Origin of the sequence: Mycobacterium sp. E2462 (assembly GCF_001672685.1) — a bacterium.
In the GTDB taxonomy this organism is placed as follows: domain Bacteria; phylum Actinomycetota; class Actinomycetes; order Mycobacteriales; family Mycobacteriaceae; genus Mycobacterium.
This window is the reverse complement of the sequence record NZ_LZKC01000347.1, coordinates 20,148-39,402: the sequence shown is the minus strand read 5'-3', so window position 1 is coordinate 39,402 and position 19,255 is coordinate 20,148. Positions and strand designations below refer to the sequence as shown.

The 19,255-nt window shown below is 69.5% G+C and carries 17 protein-coding genes; 4 read left to right on the top strand and 13 right to left on the bottom strand.

The annotated features are described in order from the left end of the window. Positions 1–306 precede the first annotated feature (306 nt). Positions 307–906, top strand: a complete 600-nt coding sequence (gene wrbA / locus A5714_RS18310; protein ID WP_068287495.1) for an NAD(P)H:quinone oxidoreductase — start codon at positions 307–309, stop codon at positions 904–906. 83 nt (positions 907–989) lie between these two features. Here the strand turns inward: wrbA and ilvC are convergent, their stop codons facing one another. The 3 genes from ilvC to A5714_RS18295 all read right to left on the bottom strand — a co-directional run bounded on the left by ilvC (position 990) and on the right by A5714_RS18295 (position 4,387). Then, positions 990–1,991 carry a ketol-acid reductoisomerase gene (gene ilvC, locus A5714_RS18305; RefSeq protein WP_068069130.1) on the bottom strand — a complete coding sequence of 334 codons (1,002 nt, stop codon included), beginning with the start codon at positions 1,989–1,991 and terminating at the stop codon, positions 990–992. A 69-nt stretch (positions 1,992–2,060) separates the two neighbouring features. After that, on the bottom strand, positions 2,061–2,570 hold the full coding sequence (gene ilvN, locus A5714_RS18300) for an acetolactate synthase small subunit (protein ID WP_068069108.1): 510 nt from the start codon (positions 2,568–2,570) through the stop codon (positions 2,061–2,063). Next, a complete protein-coding gene (locus A5714_RS18295; RefSeq protein ID WP_231973764.1) occupies positions 2,570–4,387 on the bottom strand; it encodes an acetolactate synthase large subunit in 1,818 nt (605 codons plus the stop codon). Before A5714_RS18295 ends, ilvN begins: the two co-directional genes overlap by 1 nt. Before the next feature lie 387 nt (positions 4,388–4,774). On the opposite strand from A5714_RS18295, the gene A5714_RS18290 reads away from it, so the two are divergent. Then, positions 4,775–5,113: a PH domain-containing protein gene (locus A5714_RS18290; protein WP_068287492.1), complete on the top strand. Its 339-nt coding sequence runs from the start codon at positions 4,775–4,777 to the stop codon at positions 5,111–5,113. Between the two features lie 12 nt (positions 5,114–5,125). On the opposite strand, the gene A5714_RS18285 is transcribed toward A5714_RS18290, so the two are convergent. Further along, positions 5,126–5,986, bottom strand: a complete 861-nt coding sequence (locus tag A5714_RS18285) for a DoxX family protein (protein WP_068069100.1) — start codon at positions 5,984–5,986, stop codon at positions 5,126–5,128. A gap of 207 nt (positions 5,987–6,193) precedes the next feature. Between A5714_RS18285 and A5714_RS18280 the strand changes: the two genes are divergently transcribed. Further along, a complete protein-coding gene (locus tag A5714_RS18280) occupies positions 6,194–7,324 on the top strand; it encodes a PQQ-dependent sugar dehydrogenase (protein ID WP_082959835.1) in 1,131 nt (376 codons plus the stop codon). 18 nt (positions 7,325–7,342) lie between these two features. On the opposite strand, the gene gatB is transcribed toward A5714_RS18280, so the two are convergent. The 5 genes from gatB to A5714_RS18255 form a co-directional block, all read right to left on the bottom strand. Beyond that, complete coding sequence (gene gatB / locus A5714_RS18275) at positions 7,343–8,857, bottom strand: Asp-tRNA(Asn)/Glu-tRNA(Gln) amidotransferase subunit GatB (protein WP_068069097.1); 1,515 nt, start codon at positions 8,855–8,857, stop codon at positions 7,343–7,345. Between the two features lie 61 nt (positions 8,858–8,918). After that, positions 8,919–9,950 (bottom strand): ATP-dependent 6-phosphofructokinase, encoded by a 1,032-nt coding sequence (locus tag A5714_RS18270; protein ID WP_068069094.1) that lies wholly within the window; start codon positions 9,948–9,950, stop codon positions 8,919–8,921. 43 nt (positions 9,951–9,993) lie between these two features. Next, positions 9,994–11,475, bottom strand: a complete 1,482-nt coding sequence (gatA, locus tag A5714_RS18265; RefSeq protein WP_068287489.1) for an Asp-tRNA(Asn)/Glu-tRNA(Gln) amidotransferase subunit GatA — start codon at positions 11,473–11,475, stop codon at positions 9,994–9,996. Continuing rightward, positions 11,472–11,771 carry an Asp-tRNA(Asn)/Glu-tRNA(Gln) amidotransferase subunit GatC gene (gene gatC, locus A5714_RS18260; RefSeq protein WP_068069086.1) on the bottom strand — a complete coding sequence of 100 codons (300 nt, stop codon included), beginning with the start codon at positions 11,769–11,771 and terminating at the stop codon, positions 11,472–11,474. The genes gatA and gatC overlap by 4 nt, the downstream gene beginning before the upstream one ends. Positions 11,772–11,888: 117 nt before the next feature. Beyond that, the gene (locus A5714_RS18255; protein WP_068287486.1) at positions 11,889–13,133 is read right to left on the bottom strand and encodes a glycosyltransferase; all 1,245 of its coding nucleotides are present in this window, start codon (positions 13,131–13,133) and stop codon (positions 11,889–11,891) included. Positions 13,134–13,348: 215 nt separating this feature from the next. On the opposite strand from A5714_RS18255, the gene A5714_RS18250 reads away from it, so the two are divergent. Beyond that, positions 13,349–14,005: an amino acid-binding protein gene (locus tag A5714_RS18250; RefSeq protein WP_156671039.1), complete on the top strand. Its 657-nt coding sequence runs from the start codon at positions 13,349–13,351 to the stop codon at positions 14,003–14,005. Position 14,006: 1 nt separating this feature from the next. On the opposite strand, the gene A5714_RS18245 is transcribed toward A5714_RS18250, so the two are convergent. The 4 genes from A5714_RS18245 to A5714_RS18230 all read right to left on the bottom strand — a co-directional run bounded on the left by A5714_RS18245 (position 14,007) and on the right by A5714_RS18230 (position 19,251). After that, on the bottom strand, positions 14,007–16,919 hold the full coding sequence (locus A5714_RS18245; RefSeq protein WP_068287484.1) for an RND family transporter: 2,913 nt from the start codon (positions 16,917–16,919) through the stop codon (positions 14,007–14,009). Positions 16,920–16,926: 7 nt separating this feature from the next. Further along, complete coding sequence (locus A5714_RS18240) at positions 16,927–17,364, bottom strand: MmpS family transport accessory protein (RefSeq protein ID WP_369829456.1); 438 nt, start codon at positions 17,362–17,364, stop codon at positions 16,927–16,929. 129 nt (positions 17,365–17,493) lie between these two features. Next, entirely contained in the window at positions 17,494–18,105 is a 612-nt protein-coding gene (locus A5714_RS18235) for a TetR/AcrR family transcriptional regulator (protein ID WP_231975926.1), read from the bottom strand. A gap of 45 nt (positions 18,106–18,150) precedes the next feature. Then, entirely contained in the window at positions 18,151–19,251 is a 1,101-nt protein-coding gene (locus A5714_RS18230; protein ID WP_068287473.1) for a cystathionine gamma-lyase, read from the bottom strand. Positions 19,252–19,255 lie beyond the last annotated feature (4 nt).

Here is a 19,255-nt window from a genome sequence, read left to right as displayed (position 1 = left end):
CGCTCCAGGTGCGCTACGCGGCGCGCCGCGGGGTCCGCGCCGCGCCACCGCCGCGGTCGGCCTCCCATCGGCGCGCGGCCGAGCCGTTGTCGCTGTGAGGCGGGCACTTACCCGGTCACCTCCGGAACGGGACGCGTGGGGCGCCTGTGGTGAGCCCCCCGCGCGGGCGGCGACGGCTTCTGAGCGGCGCGGCGCGGGCGGCGCGGGCGGCTCGGCGGGGGTTTGTCGCTACGAGGCGGGCACTTCGCCAACCACTTCCCGACCGGTCCACCACGCCCGCGACCTCCCCGGCCCTACGATGGCGCCGTGACGAAACTCGCGATCATCTACTACTCCGCCACCGGCCACGGCACCACGATGGCGCGCCGCGTCGCCGCCGCGGCGCAGGCCACCGGCGCCGAGGTGCGGGTCCGCCCCGTCGCCGAAACCCTGCCTCCGGAGTCGTTCGCGCACAATCCCGCGTGGACGGCGAATTACGAAGCCACCAAAGACCTTCCGGCCGCGACCGGCGACGACATCGTCTGGGCGGACGCCGTCATCTTCGGCTCGCCGACGCGCTTCGGCTCCCCCGCAGCGCAATTGCGCGCCTTCCTGGACTCCCTGGGTGGCCTGTGGGCGCAGGGCAAGCTCGCCGACAAGGTGTACGCCGCGTTCACGTCGTCGAACACGCTGCACGGGGGCCAGGAGACGACACTGACCTCGCTCTACACCACGCTGATGCACTTCGGCGGCATCATCGTCCCGCCCGGCTACACCGACCCGCTGAAATTCGTCGACGGCAACCCCTATGGAGCCAGCCTGCTCACCACCCACGACAACATCGACGAATTCGATGACGCCACCAACGACGCGCTGGACCACCTGGCCCGCCGCGTGGTGACCATCGCCGGCCGCCTGGCGGCCTAGCCGCGAACGCGAAATCGACGCCAGCGCGGCGGTATCTCGAAAGTCCGCGCGCTGACGTCGATCTCGACGAAGTACCGAAGGATCTAAGCGGTCTCGGTGATCGGGCGGTCCACCCAGCTCATCAGGTCGCGCAGCTTCTTGCCGGTGACCTCGATGGGGTGCTCGGCGTTTTCCTTACGCAGCGCCTCGAGCTGCTTGTTGCCGCCCTCGACGTTGGCGACCAGCTTCTTGGTGAAGCTGCCGTCTTGGATGTCGCGCAGGATCTCGCGCATCCGCTCCTTGGTGCCGGCGTCGATGACGCGCGGGCCCGACAGGTAGCCGCCGAACTCCGCGGTGTCGGACACCGAGTAGTTCATCCGGGCGATGCCGCCCTCGTACATCAGGTCGACGATCAGCTTGAGCTCGTGCAGCACCTCGAAGTACGCCATCTCCGGCGGATAGCCCGCCTCGACCATCACATCGAAACCGACCTTCACCAATTCCTCTGTGCCGCCGCACAACACGGCCTGCTCACCGAACAGGTCGGTCTCCGTCTCGTCCTTGAAGGTGGTCTTGATGACACCGGCCCGGGTGCCGCCGATCGCCTTGGCGTAGGACAGCGCCAGCGCCTCGCCCTCGCCGTTGGGGTCCTGGTCGACAGCGATCAGGGCGGGCACGCCCTTGCCGTCGACGAACTGCCGGCGCACCAGGTGGCCGGGGCCCTTCGGGGCGACCATCGCGACGGTCACGTTCGCCGGCGGCTTGATCAAGTCGAAGTGAATGTTGAGGCCGTGCCCGAAGAACAGCGCGTCGCCGTCTTTGAGGTTGGGCTCGATTTCGTTCTTGAAGATGTCGGCCTGCGCGGTGTCGGGCGCCAGCAGCATGATGACGTCGGCCCACTTGGCGACCTCGGCCGGGGTGTCGACCTCCAGCCCCTGCTCTTCGACCTTGGCGCGGGACTTCGAGCCCTCCTTCAGGCCGACGCGCACCTGCACGCCCGAGTCGCGCAGGCTCAGCGAATGGGCATGCCCCTGACTGCCGTAGCCGATCACACCGACCTTGCGGCCCTGGATGATCGACAGGTCGGCGTCGTCGTCATAGAACAGCTCTAATGCCTCGGTTGGCACTTCGATTTCTCCTTTGTGTTTATTGGCGAATAACTACTTAGCGAAAAATCACTTGGCGGTGCCGATTCCCCGCGGACCGCGCGACAACGACACCACACCCGATTCGACGATCTCGCGGATGCCGAACGGCTCCAGCACCCGCAGCAGCGCCTCGATCTTGCCGCGGTCGCCCGTCGCCTCGATGGTCAGGGCCTCGGGCGAGACGTCGATGACCTTGGCGCGGAACAGGTTCACCGCCTCGATCACCTGGCTGCGGCTGCCCGCGTCGGCGCGCACCTTGATCAGCGCCAGTTCGCGAGACACCGCGTTGCCCTCTTCGAGCTCAACGATTTTGATGACGTTGATCAGCTTGTTGAGCTGCTTGGTGATCTGCTCGAGCGGAGTCTCCTCGGCCGAGACGACGATGGTCATCCGGGACATGTTCTTCGTCTCGGTGCCGCCGACGGCCAACGACTCGATGTTGAAGCCGCGGCGCGAGAACAATGCGGCGATGCGGGCGAGCACACCGGGCTTGTCCTCCACCAACACCGACAGCGTGTGCGTTTTTGCTCCGGTCATCAGGCGTGCCCTTCGCTCTCGTCGTCGAACAGCGGGCGGATGCCGCGCGCGGCCTGGATCTCGTCGTTGCTGGTGCCGGCCGCCACCATCGGCCAGACCTGCGCGTCGGCACCGACGATGAAGTCGATCACCACCGGGCGGTCGTTGATGGCGCGCGCCTGGTTGATCGCGGCCTCGACGTCTTCCTCACGCTCACAACGGATTCCGACGCAGCCGAGCGCCTCGGCGAGCTTGACGAAGTCGGGGATGCGCCGCGAGTGGGTGGCCAGATCCGTTTGGGAGTACCGCTCCTCGTAGAACAGCGTCTGCCATTGGCGCACCATGCCCAGGTTGCCGTTGTTGATCAGCGCCACCTTGATCGGGATGCCCTCGACGGCGCAGGTGGCCAGTTCCTGGTTGGTCATCTGGAAGCAGCCGTCGCCGTCGATCGCCCACACCTCGGCCTCGGGCCGCGCCATCTTCGCGCCCATGGCAGCCGGAACGGCGAAGCCCATGGTGCCGAGCCCGCCGGAATTCAGCCAGGTGCGCGGCTTTTCGTAGGAGATGAACTGTGCGGCCCACATCTGGTGCTGGCCGACGCCGGCCACGTACACCGCGTCGGGCCCGGCGATCTCGCCGAGCTTGGAGATGACGTATTCCGGGCTCAGGCTGCCGTCGCTCTGCGGCCCGTAGCTCAGCGGGTAGGTGGACTGGACCTGGTCCAGGTAGGCCCACCACTCGGTCATGTCGACGGCACCCGGGATCTCGCGCTGGCGCAGCATGGCGATCAGCTCGGTGATGACGGCTTTGACGTCGCCGACGATGGGCACGTCCGCGTGGCGGTTCTTGCCGATCTCGGCCGGGTCGATGTCGGCGTGAATGACCTTGGCCTCCGGGGCAAACGTCTCGAGCTTGCCCGTCACCCGGTCGTCGAAGCGGGTGCCCAACGCGATCAGCAGGTCGCTGCGCTGCAACGCCGCCACCGCGGCGACGGTGCCGTGCATGCCGGGCATGCCGAGGTGCTGGCGGTGGCTGTCCGGGAACGCACCGCGCGCCATCAGCGTGGTGACGACGGGGATACCGGTCAGCTCGGCCAGTTCGAGCAGCTGCTCGGTCGCCTCCCCGCGAATGACGCCGCCGCCGACGTAGAGCACCGGTTTGCGGGCGGCCGCGATCAGCTTGGCGGCCTCCCGGATCTGCCGGCCGTGCGGCTTGGTGTTGGGCTTGTAGCCGGGCAGGTCCAGCCGCGGCGGCCAGCTGAACGTGCACTGGGCCTGCAGCACGTCCTTGGGGATGTCGACGAGCACCGCGCCCGGGCGGCCCGACGCCGCAATGTAGAACGCCTCGGCGAGCACCTGCGGGATCTCGTCGCCGGAGCGGACGAGGAAGTTGTGCTTGGTGATCGGCATCGTGATGCCGGAGATGTCGGCCTCCTGGAAGGCGTCCGTGCCGATCAGCGAGCGACCGACCTGGCCGGTGACCGCGACCACGGGGATCGAGTCCATCTGGGCGTCGGCCAGCGGCGTCACCAGGTTCGTCGCGCCGGGGCCCGAGGTGGCCATCATCACGCCGACCTTGCCGGTGGCGTGGGCGTAGCCGCTGGCCGCGTGGCCGGCGCCCTGCTCGTGGCGGACCAGCACATGGCGCAGCTTCTTGGAGTCGAACAACGGGTCATACACGGGCAGCACGGCGCCGCCCGGGATCCCGAAGATGACCTCGACGCCGAGCTCCTCCAACGAGCGGATCACCGACTGTGCGCCGGTAAGTTGCTCGGGCGCAACACGTTTCGGGTGACTGGTGGGGGCGGCCGCGGGTGTTTCCGCCGCGTCCGTGGCGATGTCGGCGGCGCGCTGCGGCTCGGTGGCGTGCGACCTGGTGGGAGCGCTCACTGTGGTTCGGTGTCCTTATTCACTCTGGGAGTCTCGCTGGGGGCAACAAAAAACCCCCGACAGCTCTTCTGCTGCACGAGGGTTGCGCGTTGGTGGATAGCTGAAATGCTGACGAGCTAGTCAGGCACCAACGCGCCGACTAATTACTACGAGCATCCCGGGCTGTCCGGCGGTATCCATAACGTCCGACGGTAGCCTTCGCACAGCTCAGCCGTCAAATCCCGGCCCTTCGCCGGGGGCCGCCCGGGTCACGGCGGATGAAATGATGGGCGGGTGGCTACCGGTTCACCCTCCCCAACGCCGTCCCAGACGCCCGTCGTCATCAGGGTGTCCCCGATGGCCCACCTGGCCGTCGGCTTCCTGACGTTGGGGTTGCTGATCCCGCTGACCGTGTGGGCGCCGTCGGCGGTGCTGCTGGTGATCCCGGTGGTGTTGTCGGCGATGATCGTGCGGTTGCGCACCGTCGCCGACGATGCCGGCGTCACGGTGCGCACGTTGCTGGGCAGCCGCCGCCTGGCCTGGGGCGACATCGACGGCCTGCGTTTTCACCGCGGGTCGTGGGCGCGGGCGCGCCTGAAGAGCGGCGCCGAGGTGCGGTTACCCGCGGTCACCTTTGCGACGCTGCCGCAGCTGACCAAGGCCAGCGCGGGTCGCGTGCCGAATCCCTACGAGTGACGCCCGCGGAGGTCAGCCGATCGGGTTGACCCCGTTGAGCAGCACCCACACCCCGACGCCGGCTGCGATGCCGGCCAGCAGGGCGACGAAGGAGCCGATGAAGGGGCGGTGCGCCCAGCCCCGGCCGGCGTCCAGGCCGTAGCGGCCGGGTCCGGACAGGATGACCGCGACGGCCATCACGATGAGGGTGAGCTGGTATTCGTGCCCGTCGGGCAGAAAGTACGTGAAGGTGTGGGTGTGCGGCCGCGCCGAGACGGTGGCCAGCAGGCCGTTGATCAGGAACGCCAGCGCGCCCGCCGCCGCCACCGGCGTGAACAGGCCGAGGACCAGCAGCACGCCCGCCACGGTCTCGCCGCCGGCGCTGACGTAGGCGAGGATGTCGGCATGCTGATAGCCGACGTCGGACAGTGAGTTTTTGAAGCCGGTGACGCCCGCGCCGCCCCACCAGCCGAACAGCTTCTGCAGTCCGTGGGCGATGAGCACCGCGCCGAGCCCGACCCGCAGGACCAGCAAACCGAGGTGCTGGGTGCCGCGGCGACCGAATTCGTGCACCCGGTCGTGGTGTTCGTCCGCGTCGACGTCGGCGGAATCGACGGCGGTGTGCCGCGATACCGACTGCGGCTGGACATAGGGCAGCGGCTCCTGCTGATCGAGCGCGTGGTAGCCGGCGGCCCCCGAGCCCGCCACGGCGGCGTGGTGGCCATAGGGGATGACGGTGGTGGTTCCGGTGCTGGGGTGGAAATCACCGGGGTAACCGATGGGCGTCAGATCATCTTCGGGATCGACCAGGCGCGCAGAGACGGGGCGTCCCGGAATCGGCTCGGAAGCTTCGCCGGGCCGCTGCCAAGGTGCGTCATTCGGTTGACTGCTCACGGGTGTCAGGGTAAGGGCATTCGCCCCTAGATTGGGGATTTGAGCGGCGCTTTCGCCAGGCAATCGGCGGTTTGCCCGCCAAACGGGGCCCAAATCACCGCGCGGGGGCGTCCCGGGGGCCGAAATGGCGCCGTCGGCCGCCGCCGACGGCCGTCCTGACGGGACGTGTGTGGCGGCGCCGCCGCCGGTATCCGTAGCCTTGCGGTCATGCGACTTGGGCGATCGAGGCGGTCGATTCGGCGCGGATTCACCGCGCTGTGTGCGGTCGCGCTGCTCTCGAGCGGTTGCGCCCGGTTCAACGACGCCCAGTCGCAACCGTTCACCACGGCGCCGGAGCTCAAGCCGCAACCCAGTTCGACCCCGCCCCCGCCGCCGCCGTTGCCGCCGACGCCGTTCCCCAAGGCCTGCCCGGCGCCCGGCGTGATGCAGGGCTGCCTGGAGAGCACCAGCGGCCTGATCATGGGTCCCGACAGCAAAACCGCGTTGGTTGCCGAGCGCACCACGGGCGCGGTCAAGGACATCTCGGTGAGCGCCGAACCCAAGATGAAGATGGTGATCCCGGTCGACCCGTCGGGCGACGGCGGCCTGATGGACATCGTGCTGTCGCCGACCTACCCGCAAGACCGCCTCATGTACGCCTACATCAGCACCCCGACCGACAACCGGGTGATCCGGGTGGCCGACGGCGACATCCCCAAAGACATCTTGACCGGAATCCCCAAGGGCGCCACCGGCAACGCCGGGGCGCTGACCTTCACCAGCCCCACGACCCTGGTGGTGTTGACGGGCGACGCGGGCAACCCGGCTCTGGCTGCGGACCCGAAGTCGTTGGCGGGCAAGGTGTTACGCATCGAGCAGCCGACCACCATCGGTCAGGCACCGCCTACGACGGCGCTGTCCGGCGTCGGCTCCGGTGGCGGCTTGTGCATCGACCCCGTCGACGGCTCGCTCTACGTCGCCGACCGCACCCCGACGGCGGACCGGTTGCAGCGCATCACCAAGACCTCGGACGTGTCGACGGTGTGGACCTGGCCGGACAAGCCGGGGGTGGCGGGCTGCGCGGCGATGGACGGGACCGTGCTCGTCAACCTGATCAACACCAAGATGACCGTCGCGGTCCGGCTGGCGCCGGCGACCGGGGCGGTCACCGGTGAACCCGACGTCGTCCGCAAGGACACGCATGCGCACGTCTGGGCGTTGCGGATGTCCCCGGACGGCAACGTGTGGGGCGCGACGGTCAACAAGACCGCCGGCGACGCCGAGAAACTCGACGACGTGGTGTTCCCGCTGTTCCCGCAGGGCGGCGGGTTCCCCCGCAACAGCGACGACAAGAGCTGAGCGGCAAGGACTTTCGCGCTAGCCCTGCCCGCAGGCGGCCAGGACCAGTTCGCGGACCCGCGCCGCGTCGGCCTGGCCGCGGGTAGCCTTCATCACCGCGCCGACGATCGCGCCGGCCGCGGCCACCTTGCCGCCGCGAATCTTCTCCGCGACGTCGGGGTTGGCTGCCAGCGCCTCGTCGACCGCGGCCTGGGTCACCGAGTCGTCGCGCACCAGGGCTAGGCCGCGGGCGGTCATGACCTCGTCGGGCTCACCCTCGCCGGCCAGTACGCCCTCCACGACCTGGCGGGCCAGCTTGACCGACAGCTTGCCCTCGTCGACCAGCGCCACCACCGCGGCCACCTGCGCCGGGGTGATGGCCAGTCCGTCCAATGCCACGCCGGCCTCGTTGGCCTTTTGCACCAAGAAGTTGCCCCACCACGCGCGGGCCTGCTCGCTGGACGCGCCGTGTGTGACCGTCTCGGCGACCAATTCGACGGCGCCGGCGTTGACCAGGTCGCGCATCACCTCGTCGGAGACGCCCCACTCCTGCTGAATTCGCTTGCGGCTCAACCAGGGCAGCTCGGGGATGGTTTCGCGCAGCCGCTCGACGAGCTCGCGGCTGGGCGCGACGGGCTCCAGGTCGGGTTCGGGGAAGTAGCGGTAGTCCTCGGCGGTCTCCTTGACGCGGCCCGGGCTGGTGTAGCCGCCGGTCTCGTGGAAGTGCCTGGTCTCCTGGATGATTCGGCCACCGGATGCCAGCACCGCGGCCTGCCGCTGCATCTCGTAGCGCACGGCGACCTCGACGCTTTTCAGCGAGTTGACGTTCTTGGTTTCGGTGCGGGTGCCGAACTCGACCGTGCCGATCGGCCGCAGGGACACGTTGGAGTCGCAGCGCATCGAGCCCTGGTCCATGCGCACGTCGGATACGCCCAACCCGCGCAACAGGTCCCGCAGGGCCGTCACGTAGGCGCGGGCGATCTGCGGGGCCCGCTCCCCCGCGTTCTGGATCGGCTTGGTGACGATCTCGATCAGGGGAACGCCGGCGCGGTTGTAATCGATCAACGACGTCGTGGCGCCGTGGATCCGGCCGGTCTCGCTGCCCAAGTGGGTCAGCTTGCCGGTGTCCTCCTCCATGTGCGCCCGCTCGATCTCGACGCGCCAGGTGCTGCCGTCGTCAAGCGGGGCGTCCAGATAACCGTTGATGGCGATCGGCTCGTCGTACTGGGAGATCTGGTAGTTCTTCGGCTGATCCGGGTAGAAGTAGTTCTTGCGCGCGAACCGGCACCACGGCACGATCTCGCAGTTGAGCGCCAGCCCGATCCGGATGGCCGACTCCACGGCGGCCTGGTTGACCGTCGGCAGCGAGCCGGGCAGGCCAAGGCAGATCGGGCACACCTGCGTGTTGGGTTCGGCGCCGAAAGTGGTGGCGCAGCCACAGAACATCTTGGTGGCGGTGGACAACTCGACGTGCACCTCGAGCCCGAGCACCGGATCGAAGCGGGTGAGGACCTCGGCGTAGGGCATGAGATCGGCGTCGGCAGCAACACTCATGCCGCCGATCCTAATGGTGATCGCGAGCGCCGCGAAGCGGGGCGACGCGGGGCGAAGCGGGTCAGCCGAAGAACGCGACGGCGTCGTCGTAGCGGCTTTGCGGCACCAGCTTGAGCTGGCGCACGGCGTCGGCCAGCGGCACGCGGCCGATGTCTTGCCCCCGCAACGACACCATCTGCCCGTACTCCCCCGCGTGCGCGGCGTCGGCGGCGTTGACGCCGAACCGGGTGGCCAGCACCCGGTCGTACGCGGTGGGTGTCCCGCCGCGCTGGACGTGGCCGAGCACGGTGACCCGGACGTCCTTGTTGATCCGCTTCTCCACCTCGGCGCCGAGCTGGGCCGCGACGCCGGTGAACTTCTCGTGGCCGAACTCGTCGATCCCGCCCTCGCGCAACGAGATCGAGCCCGCGATGGGTTTGGCGCCCTCGGCGACCACACAAATGAAGTGTGAATCCCCGCGCTGGAAGCGGCGTTTGACCAGGCGACATACCTCTTCGACGTCGAAGGGCTGTTCGGGAATCAGCGTCATGTGGGCGCCCGAGGCCAGGCCCGCGTTGAGCGCGATCCAACCGGCGTGGCGGCCCATCACCTCCACCAGCATCACGCGCTGATGGGATTCGGCGGTGCTGTGCAACCGGTCGATCGCGTCGGTGGCCACCGTCAACGCCGTGTCGTGGCCGAAAGTCACGTCGGTGCAATCAATGTCGTTGTCGATCGTCTTGGGCACGCCCACCACGGGCACGTTCTCCTCGGAGAGCCAGTGCGCGGCCGTCAGGGTGCCCTCGCCGCCGATCGGGATGAGGACGTCGATGCCGTTGTCGTCGAGGGTCTGCTTGATCTGGTCCAGCCCGGCGCGCAACTTGTCCGGATGCACCCGCGCGGTGCCCAGCATGGTGCCGCCCTTGGCCAGCAGCCGGTCGTTGCGGTCGTCGTTCTGCAGCTGCACGCGCCGGTTCTCCAGCAGCCCGCGCCACCCGTCCTGGAAGCCGACCACCGACGAGCCGTAGCGGGAGTCACACGTACGCACCACCGCCCGGATGACGGCGTTGAGGCCGGGACAGTCGCCGCCGCCGGTGAGAACTCCGATCCGCATCCCCTCATCTTGCCCTGCCGGTCGCCGGCAGCGCAGCGAAAGCTCAGACGGCCGAGGGCAACGCCCCCCGAGCGGCCTCGTACGCCGCGCCCACCCGGTAGAGGCGGTCGTCGGCCAGCGCGGGCGCCATGATTTGCAGCCCCACCGGCAGACCGTCGTCCGGCGACAGGCCCGACGGCACGGACATGCCGCAATGCCCGGCCAGGTTCAGCGGCAGCGTGCACAAGTCGAACAGGTACATGGCCAGCGGGTCGTCGACCTTCTCGCCCAGCCCGAACGCCGTGGTCGGGGTGGCCGGCGAGACGACCACGTCCACCGATTCATACGCCCGGTCCAGGTCGCGGGCGATCAGCGTGCGCACCTTCTGCGCCTGGTTGTAGTAGGCGTCGTAGTACCCGGCCGACAGGGCGTAGGTGCCGATCATGATGCGGCGCTTGACCTCCGGCCCGAAACCGGCGGCGCGGGTCAGCGCCATCACCTCCTCGGCGCTGTGCGTCCCGTCGTCGCCGACCCGCAGCCCGTAGCGCATCGCGTCGAAGCGGGCCAGGTTGCTCGACACCTCCGACGGCAGGATGAGGTAGTAGGCGGCCAGCGCGTGTTCGAAGTGCGGGCAATCGACTTCACTCACCTCGGCGCCCAGGCTGGACAGCTGCTCGACGGCGGCCTCGAAGGAGGCCAGCACCCCCGGCTGGTAACCCTCGCCGCGCAGCTGCTTGACCACCCCGACCCGCACGCCCTGCAGGTCGCCCGCGGCGCCCGCGCGGGCTGCGGCGACGACGTCGGGCACGGGCGCGTCGACGGAGGTGGAGTCCAGCGGGTCGTGGCCGGCAATCACCTGGTGCAGCAGCGCGGTGTCGAGCACGGTGCGCGCGCACGGGCCGCCCTGATCCAGCGACGACGCGCACGCCACCAGCCCGTAGCGGGACACGGTGCCGTAGGTGGGCTTGACACCGACCGTCGCGGTCAGCGCGGCCGGCTGGCGGATCGAGCCGCCGGTGTCGGACCCGATGGCCAACGGGGCCTGGAAGGCGGCCAGCGCCGCCGCGCTGCCGCCACCGGAGCCCCCCGGCACGCGTTCGACGTTCCACGGGTTGCGGGTGGGGCCGAAGGCCGAGTTTTCGGTCGAGCTGCCCATCGCGAACTCGTCCATGTTGGTCTTGCCCAGAATCGGGATGCCGGCGGCGCGCAGCCGCGTGGTGACGGTGGCGTCGTAGGGCGAGCGCCAGCCCTCGAGGATTTTCGATCCGCAGGTGGTGGGCATGTCGGTGGTGGTGAACACGTCCTTGAGCGCGAGCGGCACCCCGGCCAGCGGCGACGGCAACCGTTCGCCCGCGGCCACCGCCTCGTCGACGACGGCCGCCGCGGCAAGCGCCTCGTCCGCGGCGACGTGCAGGAAGGCGTGGTAGCGATCGTCGGTCGCGGCGATCTGGTCCAGGCACGCCTGGGTGAGCTCGACCGAGGACAACTCCTTGGCGGCGATCCGGGCGGCCAGCGTCGCGGCGTCGGACCGGACGATGTCGTTCACTCGCTGTCCCCCAGGATCTGCGGCACCGCGAACCGGCCGTCGGCCGCCTCGGGCGCCTGGTCCAGCGCCTCGGCCTGCGTCAGGCACGGGGCCGGCTCGTCGGGGCGGGTGACGTTGACGCTCTTGAGCGGGTTGTCGGTCGCTTCGACGCCGGTGACGTCGACCGCCTGCACCTGGCTGACGTGGGTCAGGATGGCGTCGAGCTGCCCGGCGAAGCTGTCGAGTTCGCCGTCGGTCAACGCCAGCCGGGACAGCCGGGCCAGGTGCGCCACCTCGTCGCGGGAGATCTGGGACACGAGCGCAAAGCCTATCGGGATCGGGCCCGCGAACGTGAAGCTGGCCGCACGCTCGGCGCCCAGCGTGAAGCTAACCGCACGCTCGACGGGAACGGCCCGCTCATCGCGACGCCGCGCTCACGCAGGCACCCTGTCGAGCAGGCTGTTGTAGATGGCGATGATCTTCTGGGTCTGCAGCGACTGCCGGCCGGCGTCGCGGTGGGCGGTGACCACCCGGGTCATCCGGCGCAGCGTGTCGCGGTCCTCGGCGAGGGCGCGGATCGCCGCCGCCAGCGCGTCGGGCGACGGGTCGGCGGCCAGGACACCGCCGCCGTCGGGCACCGTCTCCCCCAGCGCGGGATCGCAATAGATCACGGGCAGCGACATCGCGACCGCCTCCAGCAGGACGAGTCCCTGGGTGTCGAAGTCGTAGGACGTGAATAGCAGCGCGTCACCCGACTTCATCGCGACCAGGCAGTCCTCGCGGTCGACGCGGCCGTGCAGGCGCACCCGGTGCGAGAGGCCGGCGGCGTCGATCCTCTTGCGCATCGACGGCTCGAGGTGGCCTTCGCCGTAGATGTCGAGCGTGCAGCCGTCGACCCGGGCGACGGCTTCGAGCGCGGCCAGGGCCCGCTTCTCCGACGACAGGCGCCCGCACCAGATCAGCCGCAGCGGCGCACCGTCCGACGGGGCGGCCACGTCGACTTGCCGGGCCCGGTCGATGACGTCGTCGTCGACGCCGTTGGAGATCGCCGAGATCGGCCGGCTGACCCCGCGGCGGGCCAACGTCTGCGCGAAGTGTCGCGTCGGCGTGATCTCGTGGTCGACGGCCTGCGCGTGGGCCACCATCAGGCGCCAGGCCAGCCGCGAAGCCGCGGTCTCCTTCGCCGGGGTCAGGGTGAAGTCCGGCGAGATGTGCCGCTTCTGCATCTGGGCGAACAGCAGCGCCAGCGGCAGCGGCGTGGCGGTGGCTTGCTCGAAGTACACGTCGAAGCGCGTGTGCTTGGTCTGCACCACCGGGACGCCGTGCCGGCGCGCGGCCGCCACGCCCGCGATCGCGACGCCGAGGTCGCCCTGCGTGTGCACGATGTCGATGGGCGCCCGGGTGTGAAACGCCTTATCGATGATCGCGCGATTGGTCTTGGACGGCCACACGAAGACGAAGTCGTCGTGGCGGCCCAATGCGCGCATCAGTGGGGCGACCAACGGCACGGGCTTGAGTTCGACCACGCCGGGGTCCCGATCGACCGAGTGGGCCATCGGCGCGGTGAAGACGGTGACCTGGTGCCCGCACTGCTCCAGCGCACGACGCTGAGTGGCCACCGATACCTGCGTCCCGCCGAGACTGTCGGGGTGGAGGTCGGTGAAGAGGGCGACATGCATCAAGGGACTCCAGAAGTTAGGTCGGTTGGGCGCTCATCGGCGCTGGTCAACGGCGTACGACCTGACGCGTTCGCTGATCGCGCGGAAAGGTCAAGTAGCCGCAGCCGCCATCCTACTGAGCGCCACGCCGCCGGGCGGTCGGTCGCCGGTGAGCGCGGGTCGTGAGGGGTTGTGCGGAAATGCCACGCGCGCCGCACTGTGCGACAGTGTTGGCCGTGCCGTCGTATCTGTTACGCATCGAGCTCGTCGACCGCCCGGGCAGCCTGGGGTCGCTGGCCGTGGCGCTCGGGTCGGTGGGCGCGGACATCTTGTCGCTCGACGTCGTGGAACGCAGCTCCGGATACGCGATCGACGACCTGGTCATCGAGCTGCCGCCGGGGGCGATGCCCGACACCCTGATCACGGCCGCCGAGTCGCTGTCCGGGGTGCGCGTGGACAGCGTGCGCCCGCACACCGGCCTGCTGGAGGCGCACCGCGAGCTGGAGCTGCTCGACCACGTCGCGGCAGCCGAGGACAACGCGACGCGGTTGCAGGTGCTCGCCGACGAGGCGCCCAAGGTGCTGCGGGTCAGCTGGTGCACGGTGATCCACGGCGGCGACGGACTCCTCGAGCGGCTGGCCGGCAGCCCCGGCGCCCCCGAGACGCGGGCCGACTCGGCCCCCTGGCTGCCGATCGAGCACGCCGTCACGCTGGACAACACCGCCGACTGGGTGCCGCAGGCGTGGCGCGACATGGACACGACGATGGTCGCCGCCCCGCTGGGCGACGCGCACACCGCGGTGATCCTGGGCCGCCCCGGCCCCGAGTTCCGGCCGTCGGAGGTGGCCCGGCTGGGTTACCTGGCCGGCATCATCGCCACGATGCTGCGCTGAGTCAGCGCACGGCCGCCGGTTCGGGGGTGGGGGCCACCGCCTCGTCGTCGTCCTCCCACAGCAGCAGCTGACGCACCGCCGGGCGCGGCCCGTAGGGCCGCAGCATCGTGCTGGCCGGGCGTGGGCGCACCCGTTGCGGCCACCAGAACCAGCGGCCCAACAGCGTCGCCACGGACGGCGTCATGAACGACCGCACGATCAGCGTGTCGAACAGCAGCCCCAGGCCGATCGTCGTGCCGATCTGCCCAAGCACCTGGAAGCCGCTGAACACGAAGGCGCACATGGTGAGCGCGAAGACGAGCCCGGCGGAGGTGACCACCGAGCCGGACCCGGCCATGGCGCGGATGACGCCGGTCTTCAAGCCGGCGTGGATCTCTTCGCGGAACCGCGAGATCAGCAGCAGGTTGTAGTCGGATCCCACCGCCAGCAGCAAGATGACGGCCAGCGCCAGCACCACCCAGTACAGCTGGATGCCGAGCATGTACTGCCACACCAGCACGGATAACCCGAACGACGCACCCAACGACAGCGCCACCGTGCCGACGATGACCAGCGCGGCGATCAGGCTGCGCGTGATGATCATCATGATGAGCAGGATGAGGCTGAGCGCCGCGAACGCCACGATCATCAGGTCGTACTTGGCGCCGTCCTGGATGTCCTTGTACGTCGCGGCGGTCCCGCCGAGGTAGACCTTGGCGTCGGCCAGCGGCGTGCCCTTCAAGGATTCGTGCGCGGCCTTGGTGATCGGGTCGATGTGCGAAATGCCCTGCGGCGTCGCGGGATCGCCGTCATGGGTGACGATCATCCGCACGGCCTTGCCGTCGGGCGACAGGAACAGTTTCAGGCCGCGCTTGAAGTCGGGGTTGCTGAACACCTCGGGCGGCAGGTAGAAGGTGTCGTCGTTCTTGGCGGCGTCGAACGCGCGCCCCAGCGCCGTCGCGTTGTCGATCGCGGCCGCCGTCTGCGCGTAGATACCCGACAGGGTGGCGTAATTGGCCAGTGTCAGATCGCGATTGGTCTGCTGGCTGGCGATCTGCGGCGGTATCAGCCCCACGAGTTGGGGCTGGAGCGCGTCCAGCTTGTCCAGGGTGGCCGTCAGGTTCTCGAATTTCTCGGTGAGCTGGTCGATCCCGTCGAGGGCGTCGAACAGCGACCGGAACGCGAAGCAGATCGGGATGTCGTAACAGTGTTTCTCCCAATAGAAATAGGAGCGGACCGGCCGGAAGAAGTCGTCGAAGTTGGCGATCTTGTCGCGCAGGTCCTTGATCGTGTCGATCGTGTCGTGGAAGTTCTGCGCCTCGTCGTGGGTGCTGTCGGCGAGCTGCTGCTGCAAGACGTACTGCTGTTTCAAGATGTTGATCGTCTTGCCCAGTTCGCCGGCCTGGCGCAGCAGGTCGTCGGCCCGATCCCGCTGGTAGGTAAGGTTTTCCTGCTGGGCGGCGCTTTGATTGCTCACCACGAACGCCAGCGAGCTGTGGTCGAGCGGGGTGCCCAGCGGTCGAGTGATGGTCTGCACCTGGGCGACGCCGGGGACGTGGAAGACGCCTTTGGCCACCCTGTCGATCACCAGCATGTCGGCGGGGTTGCGCATGTCGTGATCGGCTTGCAGCATCAGCAATTCGGGCTCCAGCCGGGCCCGCGAGAAGTGCCGCTCGGCGGCGGTGTAGCCGATGTTGGCCGGGGCGCTCTGCGGCATGTAGGGGCGGGTGTCGTAGCTGGTGGTGTAGCCCGGCAATGCGAGCAGACCCACCAGGGCCAGTGCGCTCGCCGCCGCGAGGACGGCGCCCGGCCAGCGGACGATCGCGGTGCCGATCCGCCGCCAACCCCGGGTCTGGATGGCCCGCTTGGGGTCGAAGACACCCACCGACGAGCCCAGCGCCAGGATGGCAGGGCCGAGGGTGAGCGCGGCGAGCAGGGCGACGACGATGCCCAGCGCCGCCGGGATGCCCAGGCTCTGGAAGTACGGCAGCCGGGTGAAACTCAGGCATGCCACCGCGCCGGCGACGGTGAGCCCGGAGCCCAGCACGATGTGGGCCGTCCCGTGATACATGGTGTAGAACGCCGATTCGCGATCCTCGCCGGATCCGCGCGCTTCCTGGTAGCGGCCGACGAAGAAGATCGCGTAGTCCGTCCCGGCGGCCACCACCAACAGGGTCAGCAGGTTGGTCGCGTACGTCGACAACCCGATGACGCCGGCGTTGCCGAGGAAGGCGACGATGCCGCGCGCGGCGGACATCTCGATGAGGACCGTGGCGAGCGTCAACAACGTGGTGAACACCGAGCGGTAGACGAAGAACAGCATCAGCGCGATCATCCCGATGGTGATCGTGGTGACCTTGGCGGTGCCCTGGCTACCGACGTCGAATTGGTCGGAGATCAGCGGGGCGGGGCCGGTGACGTAGGTCTTGAGCCCCGGCGGCCGCGGGGTGTGGTCGACGATATCGCGAAGCGCGCCAACGGATTCGTTGGCCAACGCCGAACCCTGGTTGCCGGCCGTGTTCACCTGGACGTAGGCAGCCTTGCCGTCGCTGCTCTGCGAGCCCGCCGCGGTCAGCGTGTCACCCCAGTAGTCCTGGACGTGTTCGACGTGCTTGTGGTCCTGCTCGAATTTGCGGATCAGCGAGTCGTAATAGCGGTGGGCGTCCGCGCCGAGCGGCTGGTCACCCTCCAAGACGATCATGGCGGTGCTGTCGGTGTCGAACTCGTGGAACGACTGGCCGATCGCCTTGATTGCCTTGAGCGACGGCGCATCTGGCGAATTCAGCGCGACGTTGTGGGTCTTGCCGACCTCTTCGAGTTGCGGCACCGCAATGTTGGTGATCGCGGCCAGCGCGACCCAGAGCAGCAGGATCGGCAGGGCGAGGCGCCGAATGGTGCGCGGTATCCGCGCCCGCTGGGGTCCGTCAGTGCTCATAGGGCGGTCATCCCGACTTGTCTAGGCAGAAGGTGTAGGCGTCGGCCTTGTGGACGGTGCGTTCGTCCTTGACGGCGCCGTTGACGGTGATGCGGCAACCGAGGGTGTCCCCGTCGCCCTGCGCCACGACGTTGCCCACGATCGCGGGCTCGGTGCTGGTGATGGTGAACGACCACGGCAACGGCGCGTTCGTCACCTGCTGGGGTTGGGCGTTGACGTCAAGGTAGTTGATGGTGGCGGTCGCGCCGGGCGCGCCGAACACCTCGAGCACCACCTGTTTGGGGTTGAACGGAACGATCTCGTTAGACAACCCGCTGTTGGCCGAGGTGTTGTCCGCGGAGCCGAAGATCCCGTGCAGGCGGTAAATGGCGAATCCCGAGATCGCGACCACGAGCACCGCGACCAGCACCATCCACCGCCGGGCGAGGAGGTTGGACACGGACATCGCCTTCACGCGCCGGCCTTTCGGTGGTCGGGTGTTCACCATCGCTTGGGTGCTGCGCTCGCCGCCGAACCTGGGCGGCAGCTATGACAGTACGGTACTGGACCGTACTGAACAAGGGACTCGCCGTGCTTACCCGGCGGTGTGCGTCAGGCCCGGGATGAGGAACCCGTCGACCAGGGCCTGCACCGTCCGGCGGGTGGGTGGGCGCCCCGGGATGATCGCCCGGAAGATCAGATAACCGGGCAACAGGTCCCACAATTCGTCGTCGGCGGCGGCGCCCTCGGCGATCTCGCCGCGGTCGATGGCCTGTTGCAGCACGTGACGAATCACGGCCTTGCGCTGCTTGAGGAATTGCTCTTGCATGGCCTCGTTGAGCGCGGGGTGCCGGGACACCTCGACCATCACCGCGCGGATGGTGCTGGCGTGTTCGCGGCCGTGCTGGCCGCAGGCCTCCCCCAGCAGCAGCAAATCACCGCGCAGGGTGCCGGTGTTGGGCGTGGGGGCGACCTGACGGACGCCCTCGATGAAGGCGGCCAACACCAGTTCGGCCTTCGACGGCCAGCGTCGGTACACGGTCGCCTTGCTGGCGCGCGCCGCGGCCGCCACCGCGTCCACCGTCAACTGGTCATAACCGTGTTCCTGCAGCAGTTTCAGGGTGGCCGCCAAGATCTCCGCCTCGCGGGGTGACCAGGGCGACGCCTGCGCGCACGGGTCGGCCGTCTGAGTCATAGCGCCCACCATAGAACCGGCGGCGGGGAAAGGCCCAGCGCCGCGCGTCGCCCGCGGTCAGGCCAGGGCACGCTCGATGTCGGCCAGCAGGTCGTCGGTATCCTCGATTCCCGTTGCGAGGCGGGCGAATCCGGCTGGAACGGCGTCGCCCCAGCGCGCCCGGCGGTCCACCGAGGTGTGGATGCCGCCGAAGCTGGTGGCCGCGACGAGCAGCTCGCTGCGCCGCACCAGCGCGTGCACCGCGGCGGCGTCGGCCAGCTCGATCGACACCAAGGCGCCGAACCGGCGCATCTGCGCCGCCGCCACCGGGTGCGCCGGATCGTCGGGCAGCCCCGGGTAACGCACGGCACGCACCGCCGGGTGCCGCGCCAGCAAAGCCGCCACGGCCGCGGCGTTCTGGCATTGCCGCTCGAACCGCAGCCCGGCCGAGCCGAGGCTGCGCAGCAGCAGCCACGCCTCGAAACCGCCGAGGATCGCGCCGGCCAGCAGCCGCTGGCGCTCGACGCCGGCGAGCGCCTCGGGAGCGCCCGCGACGTACCCGGCCAACAGATCGCTGTGCCCGGACAGCGACTTGGTGGCGCTGGCGACCACCAGGTCGGCGCCGAGGGTCAGCGGCTGCTGGCCCAGCGGCGTCGCCGCGGTGTTGTCGACGATCAACCGCGCGCCGCGGCCGTGGCAGATCGCGGCCAACCGGCGCACGTCGACCGCGTCGAGCGCCGGGTTGGTGGGGGTCTCGGCCAGCACCACGTCGGCCCGCGCGGCGGCGTCGTAGATCTGGGCGCTGGTGGCCTCGACGACCGTCACTGCTGCGGGCGCGAGGTTCTCGGCGGCATACCGGCGCACCTGGTAGTAGCCGTCGGCCGGGACCACCAACGTGGACCCGGGCGGGGCGTGGGCGCGCAGCGCCGCGGCGATGGCCGCCATGCCGGAGCCGAAGACCAGCGCGCCCGCCGCCGATTCCAGCTCGGCGAGCGCCGACTCCACCCGCAGCCACGTGGGGTTGAAGCCGCGGCCGTAACCGCCGGCGTCGGCGGCCTCGTCGTCGGACAGGTGGTAGGTCGACGCCAGCACCGCCGGCGCGGCGACGGGGTCGCCGGGCACCGCCGCGGCGCTCGACGCCTTGACCGCGCGGGTGGAATCGCCGTAGCCGCGGCTCATCGAC

Coding starts and splice junctions, on each gene's coding strand:
- A5714_RS18235 (WP_231975926.1), bottom strand. CDS start 18,105: ATGGTGGGCGCTATGACTCAGACGGCCGACCCGTGCGCGCAGGCGTCG.
- gatB (WP_068069097.1), bottom strand. CDS start 8,857: ATGAGTGTTGCTGCCGACGCCGATCTCATGCCCTACGCCGAGGTCCTC.
- A5714_RS18280 (WP_082959835.1), top strand. CDS start 6,194: ATGCGACTTGGGCGATCGAGGCGGTCGATTCGGCGCGGATTCACCGCG.
- A5714_RS18240 (WP_369829456.1), bottom strand. CDS start 17,364: ATGTCCGTGTCCAACCTCCTCGCCCGGCGGTGGATGGTGCTGGTCGCG.
- A5714_RS18230 (WP_068287473.1), bottom strand. CDS start 19,251: ATGAGCCGCGGCTACGGCGATTCCACCCGCGCGGTCAAGGCGTCGAGC.
- ilvN (WP_068069108.1), bottom strand. CDS start 2,570: ATGACCGGAGCAAAAACGCACACGCTGTCGGTGTTGGTGGAGGACAAG.
- A5714_RS18290 (WP_068287492.1), top strand. CDS start 4,775: ATGGCCCACCTGGCCGTCGGCTTCCTGACGTTGGGGTTGCTGATCCCG.
- A5714_RS18255 (WP_068287486.1), bottom strand. CDS start 13,133: ATGCATGTCGCCCTCTTCACCGACCTCCACCCCGACAGTCTCGGCGGG.
- A5714_RS18270 (WP_068069094.1), bottom strand. CDS start 9,950: ATGCGGATCGGAGTTCTCACCGGCGGCGGCGACTGTCCCGGCCTCAAC.
- A5714_RS18245 (WP_068287484.1), bottom strand. CDS start 16,919: ATGAGCACTGACGGACCCCAGCGGGCGCGGATACCGCGCACCATTCGG.